General features: G+C 45.3%; 15 protein-coding genes and 12 pseudogenes. 13 read left to right on the top strand and 14 right to left on the bottom strand.

Going from position 1 to position 16,382, the window contains the following annotated elements; translation table 11 throughout:
- Window positions 1-59: 59 nt before the first annotated feature.
- Complete coding sequence (locus ACFK9X_RS13665; RefSeq protein WP_151116743.1) at window positions 60-227, bottom strand: lytic enzyme; 168 nt, start codon at window positions 225-227, stop codon at window positions 60-62.
- Window positions 228-291: 64 nt separating this feature from the next.
- Window positions 292-480, bottom strand: a complete 189-nt coding sequence (locus ACFK9X_RS13660) for a hypothetical protein (protein WP_080078290.1) — start codon at window positions 478-480, stop codon at window positions 292-294.
- A gap of 54 nt (window positions 481-534) precedes the next feature.
- Here ACFK9X_RS13660 and ACFK9X_RS13655 point away from each other — a divergent pair, with 54 nt between their 5' ends.
- From ACFK9X_RS13655 to ACFK9X_RS13635, 5 genes and pseudogenes are all read left to right on the top strand, one after another.
- Window positions 535-1,026 carry a DUF1441 family protein gene (locus ACFK9X_RS13655; RefSeq protein WP_151116741.1) on the top strand — a complete coding sequence of 164 codons (492 nt, stop codon included), beginning with the start codon at window positions 535-537 and terminating at the stop codon, window positions 1,024-1,026.
- Window positions 1,013-1,616, top strand: a pseudogene (locus ACFK9X_RS13650) (phage terminase large subunit family protein); the annotation flags it as partial. The gene ACFK9X_RS13655 and the pseudogene ACFK9X_RS13650, both read left to right, overlap by 14 nt.
- Window positions 1,579-2,810 (top strand): annotated as a pseudogene (locus ACFK9X_RS13645) (tail fiber protein); the annotation flags it as partial. The pseudogenes ACFK9X_RS13650 and ACFK9X_RS13645, both read left to right, overlap by 38 nt.
- Window positions 2,802-3,137 (top strand): annotated as a pseudogene (locus tag ACFK9X_RS13640) (macro domain-containing protein); the annotation flags it as partial. The pseudogenes ACFK9X_RS13645 and ACFK9X_RS13640, both read left to right, overlap by 9 nt.
- Window positions 3,138-3,142: 5 nt before the next feature.
- Window positions 3,143-3,631: pseudogene (locus ACFK9X_RS13635) on the top strand (tail fiber assembly protein); the annotation flags it as partial.
- 96 nt (window positions 3,632-3,727) lie between these two features.
- Here the strand turns inward: ACFK9X_RS13635 and ACFK9X_RS13630 are convergent.
- Together ACFK9X_RS13630 and ACFK9X_RS13625 are read right to left on the bottom strand one after the other, a co-directional pair.
- Window positions 3,728-3,924: pseudogene (locus ACFK9X_RS13630) on the bottom strand (PagK family vesicle-borne virulence factor).
- A 377-nt stretch (window positions 3,925-4,301) separates the two neighbouring features.
- Window positions 4,302-4,503, bottom strand: a pseudogene (locus ACFK9X_RS13625) (IS3 family transposase); the annotation flags it as partial.
- Here ACFK9X_RS13625 and ACFK9X_RS13620 point away from each other — a divergent pair.
- Window positions 4,494-4,619 (top strand): hypothetical protein, encoded by a 126-nt coding sequence (locus ACFK9X_RS13620; protein ID WP_000457876.1) that lies wholly within the window; start codon window positions 4,494-4,496, stop codon window positions 4,617-4,619. The pseudogene ACFK9X_RS13625 and the gene ACFK9X_RS13620 sit on opposite strands and share 10 nt — an antisense overlap.
- A 512-nt stretch (window positions 4,620-5,131) precedes the next feature.
- Here the strand turns inward: ACFK9X_RS13620 and ACFK9X_RS13615 are convergent.
- Entirely contained in the window at window positions 5,132-5,278 is a 147-nt protein-coding gene (locus ACFK9X_RS13615) for a hypothetical protein (RefSeq protein WP_000951652.1), read from the bottom strand.
- Between the two features lie 14 nt (window positions 5,279-5,292).
- On the opposite strand from ACFK9X_RS13615, the pseudogene ACFK9X_RS13610 reads away from it, so the two are divergent.
- Window positions 5,293-5,439: pseudogene (locus ACFK9X_RS13610) on the top strand (helix-turn-helix domain-containing protein); the annotation flags it as partial.
- Window positions 5,440-5,765: 326 nt separating this feature from the next.
- Here the strand turns inward: ACFK9X_RS13610 and ACFK9X_RS13605 are convergent.
- From ACFK9X_RS13605 to ACFK9X_RS13590, 4 genes and pseudogenes are all read right to left on the bottom strand, one after another.
- Window positions 5,766-6,380: a disulfide bond formation protein B gene (locus ACFK9X_RS13605; RefSeq protein ID WP_151116735.1), complete on the bottom strand. Its 615-nt coding sequence runs from the start codon at window positions 6,378-6,380 to the stop codon at window positions 5,766-5,768.
- A 9-nt stretch (window positions 6,381-6,389) separates the two neighbouring features.
- Window positions 6,390-6,548, bottom strand: coding sequence for a DUF5993 family protein (locus tag ACFK9X_RS13600; protein WP_000480735.1), 159 nt, complete (start codon window positions 6,546-6,548; stop codon window positions 6,390-6,392).
- 132 nt (window positions 6,549-6,680) lie between these two features.
- Window positions 6,681-7,595 carry a DMT family transporter gene (locus tag ACFK9X_RS13595; protein WP_001233445.1) on the bottom strand — a complete coding sequence of 305 codons (915 nt, stop codon included), beginning with the start codon at window positions 7,593-7,595 and terminating at the stop codon, window positions 6,681-6,683.
- Between the two features lie 790 nt (window positions 7,596-8,385).
- Window positions 8,386-8,952, bottom strand: a pseudogene (locus ACFK9X_RS13590) (fimbrial protein); the annotation flags it as partial.
- Here ACFK9X_RS13590 and ACFK9X_RS13585 point away from each other — a divergent pair.
- Window positions 8,939-9,115 (top strand): annotated as a pseudogene (locus tag ACFK9X_RS13585) (DUF4113 domain-containing protein); the annotation flags it as partial. The pseudogenes ACFK9X_RS13590 and ACFK9X_RS13585 overlap by 14 nt on opposite strands.
- Window positions 9,116-9,533: 418 nt before the next feature.
- Here the strand turns inward: ACFK9X_RS13585 and ACFK9X_RS13580 are convergent.
- Window positions 9,534-9,953 (bottom strand): annotated as a pseudogene (locus ACFK9X_RS13580) (tyrosine-type recombinase/integrase); the annotation flags it as partial.
- 69 nt (window positions 9,954-10,022) lie between these two features.
- Between ACFK9X_RS13580 and ACFK9X_RS13575 the strand changes: the two are divergent.
- A pseudogene (locus tag ACFK9X_RS13575) lies at window positions 10,023-11,217 on the top strand (IS256 family transposase).
- 145 nt (window positions 11,218-11,362) lie between these two features.
- Here the strand turns inward: ACFK9X_RS13575 and ACFK9X_RS13570 are convergent.
- The gene (locus tag ACFK9X_RS13570) at window positions 11,363-11,503 is read right to left on the bottom strand and encodes a hypothetical protein (protein ID WP_001617922.1); all 141 of its coding nucleotides are present in this window, start codon (window positions 11,501-11,503) and stop codon (window positions 11,363-11,365) included.
- Between the two features lie 165 nt (window positions 11,504-11,668).
- A complete protein-coding gene (locus ACFK9X_RS13565) occupies window positions 11,669-11,938 on the bottom strand; it encodes a hypothetical protein (RefSeq protein ID WP_011233024.1) in 270 nt (89 codons plus the stop codon).
- Window positions 11,939-12,308: 370 nt separating this feature from the next.
- On the opposite strand from ACFK9X_RS13565, the pseudogene ACFK9X_RS13560 reads away from it, so the two are divergent.
- Window positions 12,309-12,727 (top strand): annotated as a pseudogene (locus ACFK9X_RS13560) (GNAT family N-acetyltransferase).
- Between the two features lie 387 nt (window positions 12,728-13,114).
- On the opposite strand, the gene ACFK9X_RS13555 reads toward ACFK9X_RS13560, so the two are convergent.
- The gene (locus ACFK9X_RS13555) at window positions 13,115-13,591 is read right to left on the bottom strand and encodes a hypothetical protein (RefSeq protein ID WP_000030942.1); all 477 of its coding nucleotides are present in this window, start codon (window positions 13,589-13,591) and stop codon (window positions 13,115-13,117) included.
- A gap of 329 nt (window positions 13,592-13,920) precedes the next feature.
- Window positions 13,921-14,316 carry a DUF1398 domain-containing protein gene (locus tag ACFK9X_RS13550; RefSeq protein WP_000422877.1) on the bottom strand — a complete coding sequence of 132 codons (396 nt, stop codon included), beginning with the start codon at window positions 14,314-14,316 and terminating at the stop codon, window positions 13,921-13,923.
- A 676-nt stretch (window positions 14,317-14,992) separates the two neighbouring features.
- Between ACFK9X_RS13550 and sopE2 the strand changes: the two genes are divergently transcribed.
- The 3 genes from sopE2 (at window position 14,993) to ACFK9X_RS13535 (ending at window position 16,370) form a co-directional block, all read left to right on the top strand.
- Complete coding sequence (gene sopE2 / locus ACFK9X_RS13545; RefSeq protein ID WP_151116728.1) at window positions 14,993-15,715, top strand: SPI-1 type III secretion system guanine nucleotide exchange factor SopE2; 723 nt, start codon at window positions 14,993-14,995, stop codon at window positions 15,713-15,715.
- Window positions 15,716-15,999: 284 nt separating this feature from the next.
- Window positions 16,000-16,164 carry a hypothetical protein gene (locus ACFK9X_RS13540; protein WP_151116726.1) on the top strand — a complete coding sequence of 55 codons (165 nt, stop codon included), beginning with the start codon at window positions 16,000-16,002 and terminating at the stop codon, window positions 16,162-16,164.
- The gene (locus tag ACFK9X_RS13535; RefSeq protein WP_001574231.1) at window positions 16,155-16,370 is read left to right on the top strand and encodes a hypothetical protein; all 216 of its coding nucleotides are present in this window, start codon (window positions 16,155-16,157) and stop codon (window positions 16,368-16,370) included. The genes ACFK9X_RS13540 and ACFK9X_RS13535 overlap by 10 nt, the downstream gene beginning before the upstream one ends.
- Window positions 16,371-16,382 lie beyond the last annotated feature (12 nt).

Raw genomic sequence — 16,382 nt, 5'->3', positions numbered from 1 at the left:
TAGTGACCATTCGCCTCCTTATTTGTAGAGGTGGGTAACGAATTTAAAAAGCATTCTGCTTACTTCGGGGGAACATCCTGATGACTGCCTGCAATATTGCAAATTCCATTTGCATTGTATGAACCACCTGAATCAAGGCACTCATCTTCCATCAGGAATTTCTGCGACCACATACCTGCATAAAAAACGATAATAATGGCTACGATAATAGTGATGATATTTTTCATTTATGTTCTCTGTGTGTTGTTATTGAAAATGATAATCAATATCGAAAAATGAAATAAATAATCATTAAGTGGTAGTTGTTGATAATTGTTCGCATTTTAAAAAGGTACTCCCGGCGGGGCGGCCTGCCACGGGGCGGCAGCGGCGCGGGATTTGGCGCATTTTTGATTTTTCATGCATCATCATCATGTTGTAACTCTCTGTTTTAATGTCATTTATTTTTAAAAGATGATGGTTTGTATGTTTTTTGTTCATTATGTTTTGTTTTTCCGGGGGAAGGCGCGCTAAGAAACAGCCCCAGAGGTAAAAATGGACGGCGAACTGAAGAACCTCAAATGCAATATCTGTCAGCTTGCCGCTATTACAGGGTTACATCGACAGACGGTTGTCAGTCGCCTCTCGGGCGTTCCCCTGGCACCGGGAAGCAATGAAAAAAACAAGCTGTATCTCCTGACGGATGTGATCCGCGTACTGATGGAAACGCCCGTTTCCCAGGCTGCTGAACATCAGGACCCGAATAAAATGACTCCAAAAGAGCGTAAGAACTGGTTTGACTCCGAAAAGGGGCGTTTCTGGCTGGAAAAAGAGATGAAGCAGGTCGTCCCGTTGCCGGAAGTCCGTCAACAAATGGCGGCGATAGTCAAGGCCATTACGCAGGTACTTGAAGTCTGGTCGGAGAAACTGGAAAGGGATAAGGGATGGTCTGCGGATCAGCTAAACGAGGCCCAGGATGTGGTGGATGAGGCCAGAATACTGTTAGTTAAGGCAATACAGGAGACCGCAGACGATGACGGGGAATAAATATGGCTCCGCAGCGGCAGTACGCCGGGAGGTTGCTGAATATCTCAGGCCTCCACGCAGAATGCCGGTAGCGGAAGGAATAAAACAATTTATGTTTGTTCCCCGCGGTGCCAATACGGCGGTTCCTTGGGATGACACGTTAGCGTCTCAGTCCTTCCCGAAATGACAACAACGTTCACGATAAAATGTTTCGTGATGGTTCATTCCTGCAAATTGGCTGGCCGTCCATAACCGTTTTTTCTTCGTCGGATTACAAGCGGGTGGCGCTGACCGACTATGACCGTTTCCCTGAAGATATCGATGGCGAGGGAGATGGTTTTTCCCTGGCATCCAAACGTACCACCACCTTTATGTCTGCGGGGATGACACTGGCAGAGAGTTCGCCTGGTCGGGAAATCACCGATGTGAAATGGCGGCGTTCTTCGCCGCACGAGGCCCCACCCACGACAGGCATTCTTTCTCTTTATAACCGGGGCGATCGCCGTCGGTGGTACTGGCCCTGTCCACACTGCGGCGACTGGTTCCAGCCAGCGATGGAAAACATGGTGGTGTATGGGGGAGGTACAGACCAAAGCCCCGCTGGACAGTCCGGCACTGACCGGTACGCCAACGGCACCAATGCCGGAAACCACAGCTGCAGGTATTGAAATTGCCACGGCAGCGTTTGTGGTTGCGAAAGTGGCGCAGTTGGTTGGTTCTGCGCCGGAAGCGCTGGACACCCTGCAGGAACTGGCTGACGCGTTGGGAAACGATCCGAACTTTGCCATCACGGTACTGAATAAACTGGCGGGCAAGCAGCCGCTGGACGAAACCCTGACGGCGCTGTCAGGAAAAAGCGCTGATGGTTTTATCGAATACGTTGGTTTACGGGAAACGATAAATCATGCCGCCGATGCGTTACAAAAATCACAGAACGGTGGCGATATTCCGGAAAAGCCGCTGTTTGTACAAAATATCGGAGCGCTCCCTGCATCAGGTACGGCTGTTGCAGCGAACAGACTGGCATCACGCGGCGGGCTTCCGGCACTGACTGGTACGACAAGAGGCAGTGATAGCGGCCTGATAATGGGCGAGGTTTACAATAACGGTTACCCAACGCAATACGGGAATATTTTGCGTCTGACCGGAACCGGTGATGGAGAGTATTAATCGGATGGAGTGGGGTTAATGGTGCTCCTGCACCTGCATATATTCGCAGCCATCGAGATACCGCCGACGCTGAGTGGTCAGAATGGGCGATGTTCTACACCTCACTAAATCCGCCACCGGATTCGTATCCAGTAGGGGCGGCGATAGCATGGCCGTCTGATGCTACTCCGGCAGGTTACGCCCTGATGCAGGGGCAATCGTTTGATAAATCTGCTTACCCGTTACTGGCTATAGCGTATCCGTCCGGCATTCTCCCTGACATGTGAGGCTGGACAATCAAAGGTAAACCCGCCAGTGGGCGAGCTGTACTTTCTCAGGAGATGGACGGCAACAAATCGCACTCGTACACCGCGCGGGCGCAGGATATCGACTTAGGGACAAAAACTACCTCATCCTTTGATTACGGCACGAAATCGACCAATACCACGGGCAATCATACTAACCAGTTCGGCGGTTATATCAACTCATACTGGGGAGATTCCAATCACACTTCATTTCAGCTAGGAGGTGGTGCGTGGACACAGGCCGCTGGCGACCATGCGCATACAGTTTATATCGGAGGACACGAGCACACCATGTATATCGGTCCACACGGACACGTCGTTATTGTGGACGCAGACGGTAATGCGGAAACCTTTGGTCTTATGGACGGCGGTGTGGATGCTGCTATTACGGCATATTTCGGGTCGCAATTACAGGAACGGGTACAGCAAAATATCATCCGTGAATACCTGGGGGAACAGCCCGTCGGCACCGCCTTTGTTATTGAAACGGGTAACAGTAAACATCCGTGGCTGGTTCACGCCCCGATGATGCGCGTTCCGCTGATTATTGACGGCACCGACGCGGTTTATAATGCAACACGGGCTGCGTTACTGGCAATTTTTCAGCACAATAAAAGCGCCGGAGAAGACCGGAAAATTAAATCAGTGGTATTCCCTGCAATGGGGGCCGGATGTGGTTAGGTCCCCCCGGACAGCGTCGCCCGGCAAATTGTACTGATATAGCCCCTCCTGATATTCCCTCCAGTCATATTGCTGTTTTTGACGCTGAAACCCAAACGTGGAGTCTGCAGGAGGATCACCGCGGCGAGACGGTTTACGACACAACAACCGGCAATCAGGTTTATATCTCCGATCTTGGTCCGCTACCTGAAAACGTCACATCAGTTTCACCAGGTGGTGGATACAAAAAATGGGATAGTAAGGCTCAGGTCTGGATGAATGATGAAGCTGCGGAGGCCGCAGCCAGACTTCGTGAAGCTGAAGGAACGAAAAACAGACTCCTGCAAATAACGTCTGAAAAAATCGCGCCGTTACAGGATGCAGTGGATCTGGACGAAGCAACCAATAAAGAAAAAGCTTCTCTTCTGGCATGGAGAAAGTACCGGGTACAGGTAAACCGTGTTGATACTTTAAAGCCTGTCTGGCCGGAGAAACCAGCCAGTAGTTTATAATTTGTCAGGAAAGCTCAGGCCTTATTTATAGCAAATATGAAGAAGGCCTGTCTGTCATAACTGATATGGTTACTGGTTAGTATATTAAATTTATACTCAATAACCTCTACACATTTTAAACCAATCTTCAGGGAAGGGTATGTCAGCAGGCCAAAGATTACACCACTTTTGAGGCATTGGCTTAATTGTTTCTTCTTTTTTATGATCTTGAGAGTCTGCCGCTATTGTAAGAGCAGAATATAGTGAAGATGGTAATATTCCATTGCTAAAAATACGCTCTTAACGTGTTTCATAATATGTTACCTGTTAAATTGTGGCACACTATCCTTACGGTTACAGCATCCTTTACTATAGATATTAAACGTTATTCATTACCATCAGGTGAGTAAATAAAAACCATTTATAAAATATTTAACTTAAATAAAAATGATAAGCACTATTATATTTTATTTCCAATGTAAATTAATTCATGTGAAAGTGATTTCATGTGCTTTTCAAATCATGGCTGGCTCGCCCCCCCGGAGGAACAGGCCAGTTAACATTATCAGGAGTGTTTGTTATATCAATCAACTTCACTTCATTCTTGTAAGCCTGCCACACTAACAGTTTTGATCCTGTCCGCGTATTGTGGACACAGCCTTAAGCGAGGTTCTGGTTTTCAAATTGTTCCGGACTGAGATCGCCGCAGCCCCTGACGGCGCAGGCTGGACGCTATCGTTTTTACATTGTACCTCAGGCCCCAGGTTCACTTCCTCAGCAAGCCGGGGCGCACCGTAGAGCTGTTTTGCCTGGCTGAAGGCCTCTCTTACGACATTGTCGCAGTCCTGCCGGAACTGCTGGTGGGTATTAACGACTGTGCGCCTTGTTTGCCAATGCCGATTCCGAACTCATTCTGACGCCGATCATCATTGCCGTGTTGCTCGCGCCTGGTTTCAGCAAAAGCACCACGCTGGCTATACTGCATTTCTTTTTCCGCAGGGAGAAGTGAGTAAATGAGTATGGAAATGGAGCTTTCCCTATAATGGCGGCTGAAGCTAATCATGTGTCATGTATTGCAAATGTCAAAGTGATAAATAAAGTTTCAACAGTCTGTGTTTTTTGTGAAAACGACTCGCTATGGTGCTAACCCTATATGAGGGACTGATTGAACATCAGATATATCCCGGCTTATTTAATACTGCTTACTATGAGGGTAATAATATGTTTTCTCTTATTAAATCACGTAAAGTTTTATTCATAACAACTCTTCTGCTGTTGTCGTCTGCTGCCCAGCCAGCGTTCGCTCTGGGTGCTTAGGGGACGGTGGTAGCACTAAAGAATGTGCAGAGGTTTGTTCCCTGGCGGCAGGTTTAGGCCCCCTTGGTTTTCTCATTTGCTTTTAATGTCTGAGAAGTGGTTATCCCGAGCCTTTCCTGTTCATGTAGTGAAGGCCCATTCAGAACATCATATTTAAACTATCGTAATGGAACAAAGAGTTACTTTAAAGAGCTCTTTGTTCCTTTAACCTTGATGAAGATGGTCAACGTCTGGTTTTACAAATCCGATACAGACAGGATAGCTGCTATGTTTGTTATCCATCTGGAAGGTTATCTGGCTGATAGCATCAAGCGCCAGTTGTGGCCATTGCTTCAGTACCCAGTGTGCCACTACAGTGCCACTACATTGGTGGCCGTAGGCCAAAACTGACGCCGGAGCAATGGGCGCAGGCAGGGTGCCTTATTAGGGCAGGAGTACCGCGACAGCAGGTAGCGATTATTTATGATGCGGGGCTGTCGACGCTGTACAGAAAATTCCCTGTGTTAGGGTAATGCAGTATTTCCACGGTGCGTGCCACCCAAATATGTGCTGTGGATGCTTTATAGGGTGTGCCATTTTTGTGTCAAACATGGTGAAGCATCATTCTATTTCTAACATCATGTGCCATTGAGTTGAGCAATGTGAATGCGGAAATGTGTATTTGAAACAGTTAGTTAAATGTGATTCTACTAATTCGTAATGCGAAGGTTGTAAGTTTGATTCCTGTTATTGCAACATTTCAATGTTACTGTAACTTCCGTGTTAGCCCATAACCATTCCAATTTCTACAAGACAGGTGCTTGCTATATATTTACCAATCAGTCATTTTAAAAGTGCGTCATAACCGGAGAACTGCCCTCGTCAGGAGGCCTGTTTTCAGAAAGGCAATATCCTGTTTCGACAGTAGGTTATATGTGACCGGGTTAGCAGCACATTCCCCTCCGCCACATTCCAGTACAGTTGAAATAAGGTTGGCAGTAATCAGTAACAGAAATACCCAACCGACAATACTGAACAGGTCCGGATTAATATTCAATGAACGAAATGCAACATTCATGCTACTGATTGCCAGAACCACCGCAACAGCAATAATAATCAGAATTGACGTAATCAGAGTCCAGGTATAAAAGTGTAATCCAAAAAATGCAGAACCATATCCTGTGTCACCGGGCATGATATGCAAACATATTTGCCGGGATGCCATAACTCCGGTCAGGATACTGCCAATAATTACCATCCCGTAATGTATACCTCGTAGACCAAAGCAGAGGTTAAATAAAAAGCCAAAACCGGCGATGATGAGGCCAGCCCGCTGTAATAAGCAAATTGGACAAGGCAGCTCATGCCTAACGAGTTGATAATAAAAGGCTACAACCAGAGCAACGCATATCCCAAGGAGTCCCACCTGATTAATCAGATGAACAAATGTTGTTGGATGATGATGCGTTTTCATACACACTCCTTAAAATGACAAAGTCAGCGAATTGGTCATATGATGAATGAATGATAAAATAGTGACGATGAGTAAAACGGCCCACAGAATGTAGCTGACTTTATCCTTTCTGTTTATGGCCCCCATTGCCACGCTCAGTGCAAGCAAGAATGGCAGAAACATGAACATAAAAAACTCCTTTATTACATTGCTTGTTAATATAATCGCTGTGTATTACCGGGTCTGTATTCCAGCTTATCCACCCCGCATTAGCCGGAGCTCAGTAAGGCATCAGGAATTATTTGCGTTATTATAAATCGATTATTTCTGTGATGAGTTATCCCGGCATCTGCTGGTTACAGGGATATTTCTGGCGACAAGAGTAAGAAATATCCCGATAACTAATGGTATAATAAGCAGCATTGAGTGTGTTGAAATAGCATATCCATAAATATAGTCTTCCAGACTTACCGCAATCAGCGGAAAGATAAGAAATACAAGCGAAGCCTGGAAGGCATTAGCCTTTTGCTGAAGCGCAAAGTAGCACAGGATACCAAAAACTCCGGCAAAAGCCCCGAGATACAGGGTAGCTAATATTGAGTGTACTGAGAAGGTTGATACTTGTGGTCTTTCAAAAAACCATCCTGTCGCAGAAAGTATCAACCCAGCTAAAAGGCACGGGAGCGCATTAAATGTGATAACAGAGACAGTACAACTTCTTTTCTTACATTGTGTATATATTATGGCATGGATTAACACAGCAGAAATAAGCGCAGTGATACCCTGCCAGTGACTCTCTGTACTTGTATTCGTTTCTTCAAGAAGTATCCCCGTCAATGCAGTGATTGCGATAGTTAAGCCCGCGATCTGCATTAGTTTCGCTTTTTCATTTAGAAACAAAACCGATGCTATCAAAACGGCCACAGGCATATTCGCAAAGATAATGGCGGCAAGCCCAGAGTTGACATAGGTTTCACCATAAATCATTAGTGAGAAAGGAATGCAAAAATAAAAGATGCATATCACAAACTGGAATAATCGTTGTCCGGGAGGAAACAACAGTGTTTTTTTTCTTAACCATGCAATGATGATTAAAAAAGGTGCTGCAAACATAAACCTCATTCCGGTTGCAAACACTGGAGGGATAGTTTCAACGGCAATTCGCATGGCCAACCATGTAGTCCCCCAAGTCAGTGAAACTAGCATGAATAATATAGATATCGACACCTTGCGCATAAGATCCTCTCCGTAAAAAAATTAATTTAGCTTTTTAGCTAGAAAAAAGTAGCGTTTTCTTCACTGTGTTTTTTATATGTTTAGATAAAAATTTCTCTATCAGAAGACGCAGTTATGCTGAATGAGAAAAATAATAAATGACTCAGGCTGTTACCACACGATTGTCCACTGCGCCTGTAAGACCTGGCAGCAGTTGTCGATTTAATGTCTATTCTTGCTGGAAGGCATAAAACGCCTTGAAGATGAAGAGCTCATCATTAGTCGGGTCCCTTGTTGAGCCAGGACAGGTTTAACTTATCGCTTTCAACCCTTACGATGATAAATGATCTTATCCACCCATAATGGACATACGGCTAAATGAGTAAATTCTCAAGTAAGAGGCAGGATCTGTATCAACCAGTAAGAAGCCCCAGAAACAGCACCGGCTGAATTCCGTCAGGAAGCTCTGAAACTCGCTGAATGTACGTTGCCCGCGAACGATTGTTAATCAGCGCCATAGCAAGAATAATTGTTTGTTTCACAAGGAGATAGAAAAAACTATAGCTTTGCGCCGGGGCGGAGGCAGGAGGAGATAACTCGTTGTAATAGAATGTTTTTATATGGCGACCTTAATACTGGCGCCATTTGGGATAAAATATAATCAATTAACAAAATTGTGATCCGCTTCTAAATTACTTCTCCTGGCCGTACGGCTACCTGGAAGAATTTGTTCTGAGTCAGATTCATCACCAGAGCTTGTAAAACCCATTACGTAGCCGCAGAACATAATGGGTTACCAGAGCAAAACAGTTTATAACGTAATATAGATGCCAGACACACTACGACGCGATGCCTGTAATTGCGCATTAACGCTTCCTGCTGTTACTGTTTGTCCGCCGATCGCCTCAAGTGAGGCAGTAAAATCACCGCTGTAGGTTTCTACTGAACCGGATGATACCCGTGTGGTTAAATCTTTATAGCCATACCAGCCTCGGGCGTTGCCGATGCCCGTCCTGATACGATCGGGCAACAGATTAATCGGCGTACCGGCATCGTTATAGATGCGAATTCCCACTCCGGAAGCTACGCCGGGGTCGCCATAATGGGCGTCCAGTAGCCACGACAGACCGCCTGCGGATGCGGTTATCCCCAGGCGACGAGCCACCGCCACGGCGGTTGGTTGATTAACGACAAACCCCATTGCGATATTGGCGGCACTAATGGTTGGACGGGGGCTGGATACGGCGCCGGACTCACATTCCAGGCTGACGTGGAAAGGTACCTGGCTACTCCCCCCGGCGGCTAATACGCCGACGGCGACAGGGGGAATTTTCACGATCGCAGGATAATCTGTGATTTTACATAACGCGCCGCGCGCCGGTAGTGCGAAGCTGATGGACGTACTGGACCATCTTAACGCAAAAGACGGGAAGGGGACGCTGTACTTCGCCGGGTGGGGGATGCTGCAACCGTGGGCTATGAAGCGAGAAATGCTTTCGCCTCGGTATACCACCCGCTATGAAGACCTGCTTCAGGTTAAGTGGCAGGTTTATCCCGATTTTCACATTCCTGATGTAATGGAACCGCAGCCACATCGTATGCAAGAACGGGCTGCGGCAAGCTGGCGATCGTTCGATAGTGCGAGTATTGAATGGTTGCCAGTTGCGGCGGATTTTACTTGTTCAGGATGACTAACCAATGTGTTTAATCTGAAACTAGCCACCTGTTCAACTTTTCGCGATCGCTTTTGTTGGCATCACTATTAAGCCTTCGTCTACATGGGTATTTGGCATCGAGAGTCCCCCAATGGAAGAGGGGAGAGATGTATTGGGCAGTGAGTTTGTTTGGTCGGGGGATTTATACGCAAAATGGCCCGAAATACGTCCGAATTTCTGTATTCGGTCTTTTTTCTTTATACCACGATAAAACCTGATTTAACATTTTTAAAACAGAAAATAAGAGCATCATGTATGCCTTTTCGTCACGTCCATCAAGGTATATTTTTGTTGTGTTCTCTGAAGTATGTCCCAGGAGTTTCTGAGCAAACCCTTCGCCGTAAGCGTCTTTATACAGTCGTCCGGATAAGCTGCGGATCTCGTGAAACGGCGGTGGGTTTTCACTGAAATTTATTCCGGTCAATTTTCGTGCCGCAACAAATTTTTTAGTCAGGCTATTAGGATGAATACTCCCGTTCGGGCTGTTTTTGCGTATGCCAGCGCTGATAAGGTATTCGCTACGGCTTACCAGGCGGCAACGCTCAATCACCGTACTGAGGCGTAAACCCATGGAAGGAAGGTTGAGCGAAAGTGGCAGAGCGATTTTCATCCCGGTCTTGATTTGCTTAACGTACAGTCGCTCATCAATAATGTGACTGAACTGAGACTGTAAGTAAAATTGTGTAATTGCCTGTTTTTGATATGTTCACTCCAGTAACGGAGACAGGCAATTATGGACGAAAAGAAACTCAAAGCCCTTGCGGTTGAACTGGCTAAAGGCCTTAAAACCGAAGCCGACCTCAATTCGTTTTCCCGTATGCTGGCGAAATTAACCGTCGAAACGGTGCTCAATGCGGAGCTGGCTGACCACCCCGGGTATGAGAAAAATGCGCCCAAAACAGGCTCAAACACCCGTAATGGCTACTCGTCCAAAACGGTGTTGTGCGATGACGGCGAGATAGAACTCAACACACCGCGTGACCGTGAAAACACCTTCGAACCACAGCTGCTTAAGAAGCACCAGACGCGCATTACGCAGATGGACAGCCAAATTTTATCCCTCTACGCCAAAGGCATGACTACCCGCGAAATCGTCGCCACCTTCAAAGAGATGTACGACGCCAATGTGTCACCCTCGCTGATATCTAAAGTCACCGACGCCGTAAAAGAGCAGGTCACTGAGAGGCAAAACCGGCAACCGGATGCGCTGTACCCCATTGTTTATATGGACTGCATTGTCGTCAAAGTCCGTCAGAATGGCAGCGTAATCAACAAAGCCGTCTTCCTGGCACTGGGTATCAACACCGAAGGCCAGAAAGAGTTACTGGGTATGTGGCTGGCCGAAAATGAAGGCGAAAAGTTCTGGCTAAGCGTGCTGACGGAGCTGAAAACCCGGGGCGTTCAGGACATCCTGATTGCCTGTGTGGATGGTCTGAAGGGCTTCCCGGATGCGATAAACAGCGTCTTCCCGCAGCCCCATATCCAGCTGTGCAGTATCCACATGGTGCGTAACAGTCTGAAATACGTAGCCTGGAAAGGCTACAAAGTCGCCACCAGCGGCCTCAGGCCCCGACCGAAGAGGCGGCACTGATGGCGATGGATGCGTTCGCGAAAGCCCGGGACGATAAATATCCGCAAATCAGCAAAAGCTGGCGTGCGCACTGGGAAAACCTCAATACGCTCTTCAGTTATCCGCCGGATATCCGCAAGGCCATCTACACCACAAACGCAATCTAATCCCTGAACTGCGTGATCCGTGCCGCGATTAAGAAACGCAAGGTGTTCCCGACGGATGACTCAGTACGAAAAGTTATTTATCTGGCGATCAAGGATGCGTCAAAAAATGGAGTATGCCGATCCAGAACTGGCGGCTGGCGATGAGCCGTTTTATTATCGAGTTCGGTGACCGCCTGAGCGATCACCTTTAATAACTGGGCAGTTACACAGAATTACTGACAGGCTCATTCTTTTGTGTTGCGCCTCTCTGTTTCTATTGTTTTAGATAGCCATGAGAGCTCCGTCGCTGAGAATTTTAGTCGTGGGGTTCTTTCTTCTGCACCGGGTGGGCGCATTTCATAACTGCAGGACCATCTGCTGAATACTGTATAGCTCTGTATATCGCATGTTGTTGAGGTCAGTGTGCAATTCCTCGGTACTGGCTTGTCCTGTATAGGGCTGGAGATTTCTGGGCAATGTCCTTTTGGACCTGAACATATGTTTTTGATTGAAAATGGCATCGTGTTTTATCCTTTACACTGTGAAATGTTGTTTTGTGCTCTTCTGTTGTGATTGGTGATGTGACGGGATCGTCCATGCACCCTTCCTTTTATTGACGGCGTATCAGTCCATTGATGCCATGCTTGCTTAATTTGTCCAGCATCAGCAAGCCGTCGTTTTCTTTCTGCTGCAATTCAAGCAACTTAAACCGTATTTCGTTAAGTAAAGGTTTAATAACTCCGCGCTTGCGAACCACCTTTCTGATAACGTCTTTTTCGAAGTATAAACGGCAGAAGTGATTTTCATAATTCGCCTACACTCTTCACCCAGCGCTGGCAAATCTTCAACGCTGAAAGGCTGGGGAGAAGGGCGTCCAGTTGCTGAACGGAGAGCGTACCAAACGCCCTGATTCCACGCGTTATCAAACTTCATACCGTGGTCATCATCCAGACAAGGCGCTTGAGGTTGCTCATATCTTTTGGGGAAAGAGGTTCGGCGGTGGATACTGGATATCCTGGATCGGGAAGTGGGTTCCACTGGTGCCAAATACAGTGGGCTGGTAAACCGGGTGGATACCTCAAATCCTGACAGGCCAGAGTATCAGCCTGATAAAATCGTATTACTGATTTCTAACCAGTGGCACATTAATTGTACCAGCTCAGACTCCAACTGACAGTTTGCTTTAAGCGAGTAGCGGACGTGACCTGCCCCGCAGGAGTAAAAATAAACTTTCTATTGATACATTTAATTAACTTATTTATAACGTTATATTCCAAATGCAAACTTGTTCAATTGGATATGTATGGACATTCAAATTACACATCAACTTACTGAATTTGATAAAGAAGAACTATTAGCCGGATTAAGAAGCTACAATGCTCAGTTCGTCGATTTTAGTAAAAATGGGCAGCTTGGGGTCTACTGCAGAAACGAAAGCGGCGAAATGGTAGGCGGATTAATTGCTGACAGAAAAGGTCCGTGGCTTTGCATCGACTATCTTTGGGTAAGTGAATCTGCAAGGAGCCGCGGTCTGGGGAGTCAACTTATGGCGATGGCCGAAAAAAAAGTTTGCGGAAAGGCTGTGTTCATGGACTTGTAGATACCTTTAGCTTCCAGGCTCTCCCTTTTTATGAAAAACAGGGTTATATACTTCAAATGTCGCTACCGGACTTTCCTAAAGTAGGTTCGCAAAGGCATTATTTAATTAAGCCTGATTTATAGCTTTGCTACATTTGAATACCCATAGCCTTATGAAAGCTGCAATCAGGTAGCTTTAAAATATATCGTATTGTTGGCCTGTACACACCATGTTCAGCGTCCGCTTCTGGCACAGGGCGGACAGTCAGATTAGGTTTGGCGCTGTGCCATAGATATGTCAGCTCACATTTGAGCTAATACCCCCTGGCACGGTTAGAGGTACTCAGACAGCCGCTTGTAGGCGGCATGGTACGGATACAAAAACATATAGCGCTGTTATATAAACTGTAAACTGGGCTGTGCGTATAATACGAATCTTTCACTCAGAGAAACCTGCTGACAGCGTTAGTACTCCATTAATTAATTTTGTACTAAATCTCTGTGGTATGGCACAGGCGTTTAGAAGACAGGTCAATTGCGATCTGCTAGCTGGGATTTCGTCGCGCCGCTCAAAAATGCACAGAGTTTTTCACCCGCCGTCAATGGCTCAATGGGCGTTTTTCCGAGGGCGGTCTCAGTCATGACGATGGCAGGACCAATAAGCATGGACCATACTTCACTCGCGTCTTGCTCAAGCGATGTGAAGGCAAGGAACAGTGTTTTATCTGAAGGAAAGCGGTGCTGAGTATTAAAAAGTTTCAGCCAGGCGCGGGACTGCCGGTCGGCCTGGGCTGATCGCGTGCCGAAGCGGAGTACTCTTTTTAGTATGGCGATACCCACAATGCCTGGCCCCAGAATAAAGGGACTCCCGACGTTTATGGTGACGCCGACCCCGAGAAAAATGAGGGCGAATGACAACACGTTATCTACTCTTCTGGTCAGAGTACTGTACAGCTTTTCCAGAGAGTACCGGTAAAGAATTTGATAACTGATTTCATCCTTGCTCATACATCTCCAGATGTTTTTTCGATTACGCTCCGGTATGCTCCCGGAATTCTGACAGATTCTGCAATTATGCCACACTTCCTGGAGGGTATTAATTAGATAGAATATAAATAGCAGGCAAATATTTTGAGCTTTTAGTCGATATCGCTTTGAATATCATTTCTCCTGCACCAGAAGATGCTGTTGTCGAGAATCGTGTCAAACGTTGCTGCGTCGGTCGGACTGCACAGGGTAACTCTCGCAGTCAGACTCTCATTATGGTCTCTAAATTGGATAACCCGCAGTCGTAACACGCCGGATGTCACGACTGACGCTATTATTACCCTGGCTTGTTAAAGCGGCATGACCACATTTTCTATATATAATAATTGGTTGTCTTTCGACCAGTATTGTCGAGTTTTTTGGTTTAATTCAACAATCCATTTAAAAACGCCTGCCGTTGCCAGATCAGTACAGTATTTTTCATAGGAATGCTCCCCCGAAAAGTGTTTAGCTGAAGTCAATTTTATTAATTCCGTATTTGGTGTTGAATTGACTTTAATCAGCTTTCTATTGCTTTTAATAGAAATGAAGTGGCCTGCATGAGTGATAATTTTCACATTGCCGGTAGCAACAAAATAGATGTAATAAGCGATATTATTATATTCCAGATCGATTAGAAATGCGTTGAAATTTGCATCCTTTCTGACGCGCTCGAAAAAGTGGTTAAACATAAGCTGTAATTCCATTTGTTAACCTATTGTAAGTTATAATGTTGTATTAGAGTATTGTTGCTTAAAAGCAGCCATACAAAGATGTTACCTAAAAGCAATAATAATCGCCTGGTATCATATAGTTTACGTTATGATTGGAATAGTGTTGCAATTGTTACTGATTATTTCTCGTAGCGCGTTTTTTTGACCACTAATAGATGAGTCAATCCATTTCATTTGTAGTTTTTCTGAACGCCATGAAAAGTCATAATATATAAAAATCAGTTAATTAATTGATGTTTAGATAAGGATTACAGTGGCGGAGAGGTTTGGCGTGGCGACTTTATAGGTTTTGAAAAAGCGGCTAACTCGCTGGCAGGATAATTGGTAGCCAGCCTGCGAATGGGGGCAAAATCGTAACAACATCAGCATAAATAATAATATTCATGAATGTTTTGTGTGACGCAGTAGTTGAATTGAAGTGATGTTTTGTCTGTTCAGGATTGTCCCGATAAAAATGTTTCTCGATAAAAGTCGATCACCTTGCGCCGAAAAAAAACAGGCTAAGTGACAGAAGAACAAAATCCATCAGAAAAATAAAATTTATAAATATCAATGAGTAGAAATGGTTGTGGAGAAGGTGGCTATTTTTTGAAAGCAAGAAATATAAACAAAGTGTAGCTATGCATAGTTATCTAAAAGGAGAACTACCGTGACTAACATAACACTATCCACCCAGCACTACAGAATCCATAGAAGTGACGTTGAACCAGTAAAAGAAAAAACAACGGAGAAGGACATTTTTGCAAAAAGTATTACTGCCGTTAGAAATAGCTTTATCAGCCTGTCGACGAGTCTGTCAGATCGTTTTAGCCTGCATCAACAAACAGACATACCGACTACCCATTTTCATCGTGGGAACGCTTCTGAGGGTAGGGCGGTATTAACCAGTAAAACTGTTAAAGATTTTATGCTGCAAAAGCTCAATAGTCTGGATATCAAAGGTAATGCGAGTAAAGATCCGGCCTATGCTCGTCAGACATGCGAAGCCATATTATCAGCCGTGTACAGTAATAATAAAGATCAATGTTGTAAATTACTCATCAGTAAAGGGGTCAGTATTACCCCCTTTCTGAAAGAGATAGGAGAGGCTGCGCAGAATGCGGGGCTACCTGGGGAGATAAAAAATGGCGTATTTACTCCAGGTGGGGCAGGGGCGAATCCTTTTGTCGTCCCCCTCATTGCTTCCGCGAGTATTAAATATCCGCATATGTTTATAAATCATAATCAGCAGATATCTTTTAAAGCGTATGCTGAGAAAATCGTTATGAAAGAGGTTACGCCGCTGTTTAATAAGGGGACGATGCCAACGCCACAACAATTTCAGTTAACTATAGAAAATATTGCGAATAAGTATCTTCAGAATGCCTCCTGAAGGTAGTAAATACAATACTGCTATTAACCATATGAATTAATAGCAGATTTTCTGAAACTATATATTCATTTTTATGGCGACGCTTTTAACAAAACGTCGTCATATTTATTTTAATATAAAAATCAAATGGATACACTTAAAACTTAAAATAATTGTTATTACTCTAAATGCCGGTATAACCAGACAGATTTTTTTGAAACGCTGCGTGTTGTTAAGTTTATGATACCCGCGCACGGATGATGTCTCGATAAGGATTAATGGTCTGTTAACTGTCAGGAGAGGTTATGCTGCCTTTAAAAAAAATTGTGCTGCGCCTGTTTGTGGGGGCGATGGTCGCCACGGTAACGACACCTGCATTGGCGCTGGTTTGCCTTGAGGATCACTCCGCTAAAGAGTGTGCTATATCGTGTGCTGAGGCGATGTGGTTTATGTTTCCGATATGTTTTTAAGGAGGAAGAGTATTGAAGGTGAACAGGCGATAGTGAGTAGCTCGCTGCGCCAGGGGATAACCCTCCCCTGGCGCAGCCAGTTATATTTTATTGCGATGATAACAAAGCATTTACTCGCTAATGGTGAAATTCGCTATTTACAACAGCGCACGCTTACTAAGCAAAAAAATCTGCACACGCTATCTTTTTATATCTGTCCTGGATAATGAACGACAGGA

This window comes from Salmonella sp. WC3 (assembly GCF_042932255.1).
Lineage (GTDB): Bacteria > Pseudomonadota > Gammaproteobacteria > Enterobacterales > Enterobacteriaceae > Salmonella > Salmonella enterica.
The sequence above is the reverse complement of the archived record's forward strand: the minus strand, read 5'-3'. Positions and strand labels throughout refer to the sequence as shown.

What these genes read in the sequence shown, in the direction of transcription:
- ACFK9X_RS13540 (WP_151116726.1), top strand. Translation starts at nt 16,000, where the DNA reads ATGCTGCCTTTAAAAAAAATTGTGCTGCGCCTGTTTGTGGGGGCGATG.
- ACFK9X_RS13565 (WP_011233024.1), bottom strand. Translation starts at nt 11,938, where the DNA reads ATGAAGTTTGATAACGCGTGGAATCAGGGCGTTTGGTACGCTCTCCGT.
- ACFK9X_RS13570 (WP_001617922.1), bottom strand. Translation starts at nt 11,503, where the DNA reads ATGTTCAGGTCCAAAAGGACATTGCCCAGAAATCTCCAGCCCTATACA.
- ACFK9X_RS13660 (WP_080078290.1), bottom strand. Translation starts at nt 480, where the DNA reads ATGAACAAAAAACATACAAACCATCATCTTTTAAAAATAAATGACATT.
- ACFK9X_RS13600 (WP_000480735.1), bottom strand. Translation starts at nt 6,548, where the DNA reads ATGTTCATGTTTCTGCCATTCTTGCTTGCACTGAGCGTGGCAATGGGG.
- ACFK9X_RS13555 (WP_000030942.1), bottom strand. Translation starts at nt 13,591, where the DNA reads ATGAGCAAGGATGAAATCAGTTATCAAATTCTTTACCGGTACTCTCTG.
- ACFK9X_RS13595 (WP_001233445.1), bottom strand. Translation starts at nt 7,595, where the DNA reads ATGCGCAAGGTGTCGATATCTATATTATTCATGCTAGTTTCACTGACT.
- ACFK9X_RS13550 (WP_000422877.1), bottom strand. Translation starts at nt 14,316, where the DNA reads ATGGAATTACAGCTTATGTTTAACCACTTTTTCGAGCGCGTCAGAAAG.
- ACFK9X_RS13605 (WP_151116735.1), bottom strand. Translation starts at nt 6,380, where the DNA reads ATGAAAACGCATCATCATCCAACAACATTTGTTCATCTGATTAATCAG.
- ACFK9X_RS13535 (WP_001574231.1), top strand. Translation starts at nt 16,155, where the DNA reads ATGTTTTTAAGGAGGAAGAGTATTGAAGGTGAACAGGCGATAGTGAGT.
- ACFK9X_RS13655 (WP_151116741.1), top strand. Translation starts at nt 535, where the DNA reads ATGGACGGCGAACTGAAGAACCTCAAATGCAATATCTGTCAGCTTGCC.
- ACFK9X_RS13665 (WP_151116743.1), bottom strand. Translation starts at nt 227, where the DNA reads ATGAAAAATATCATCACTATTATCGTAGCCATTATTATCGTTTTTTAT.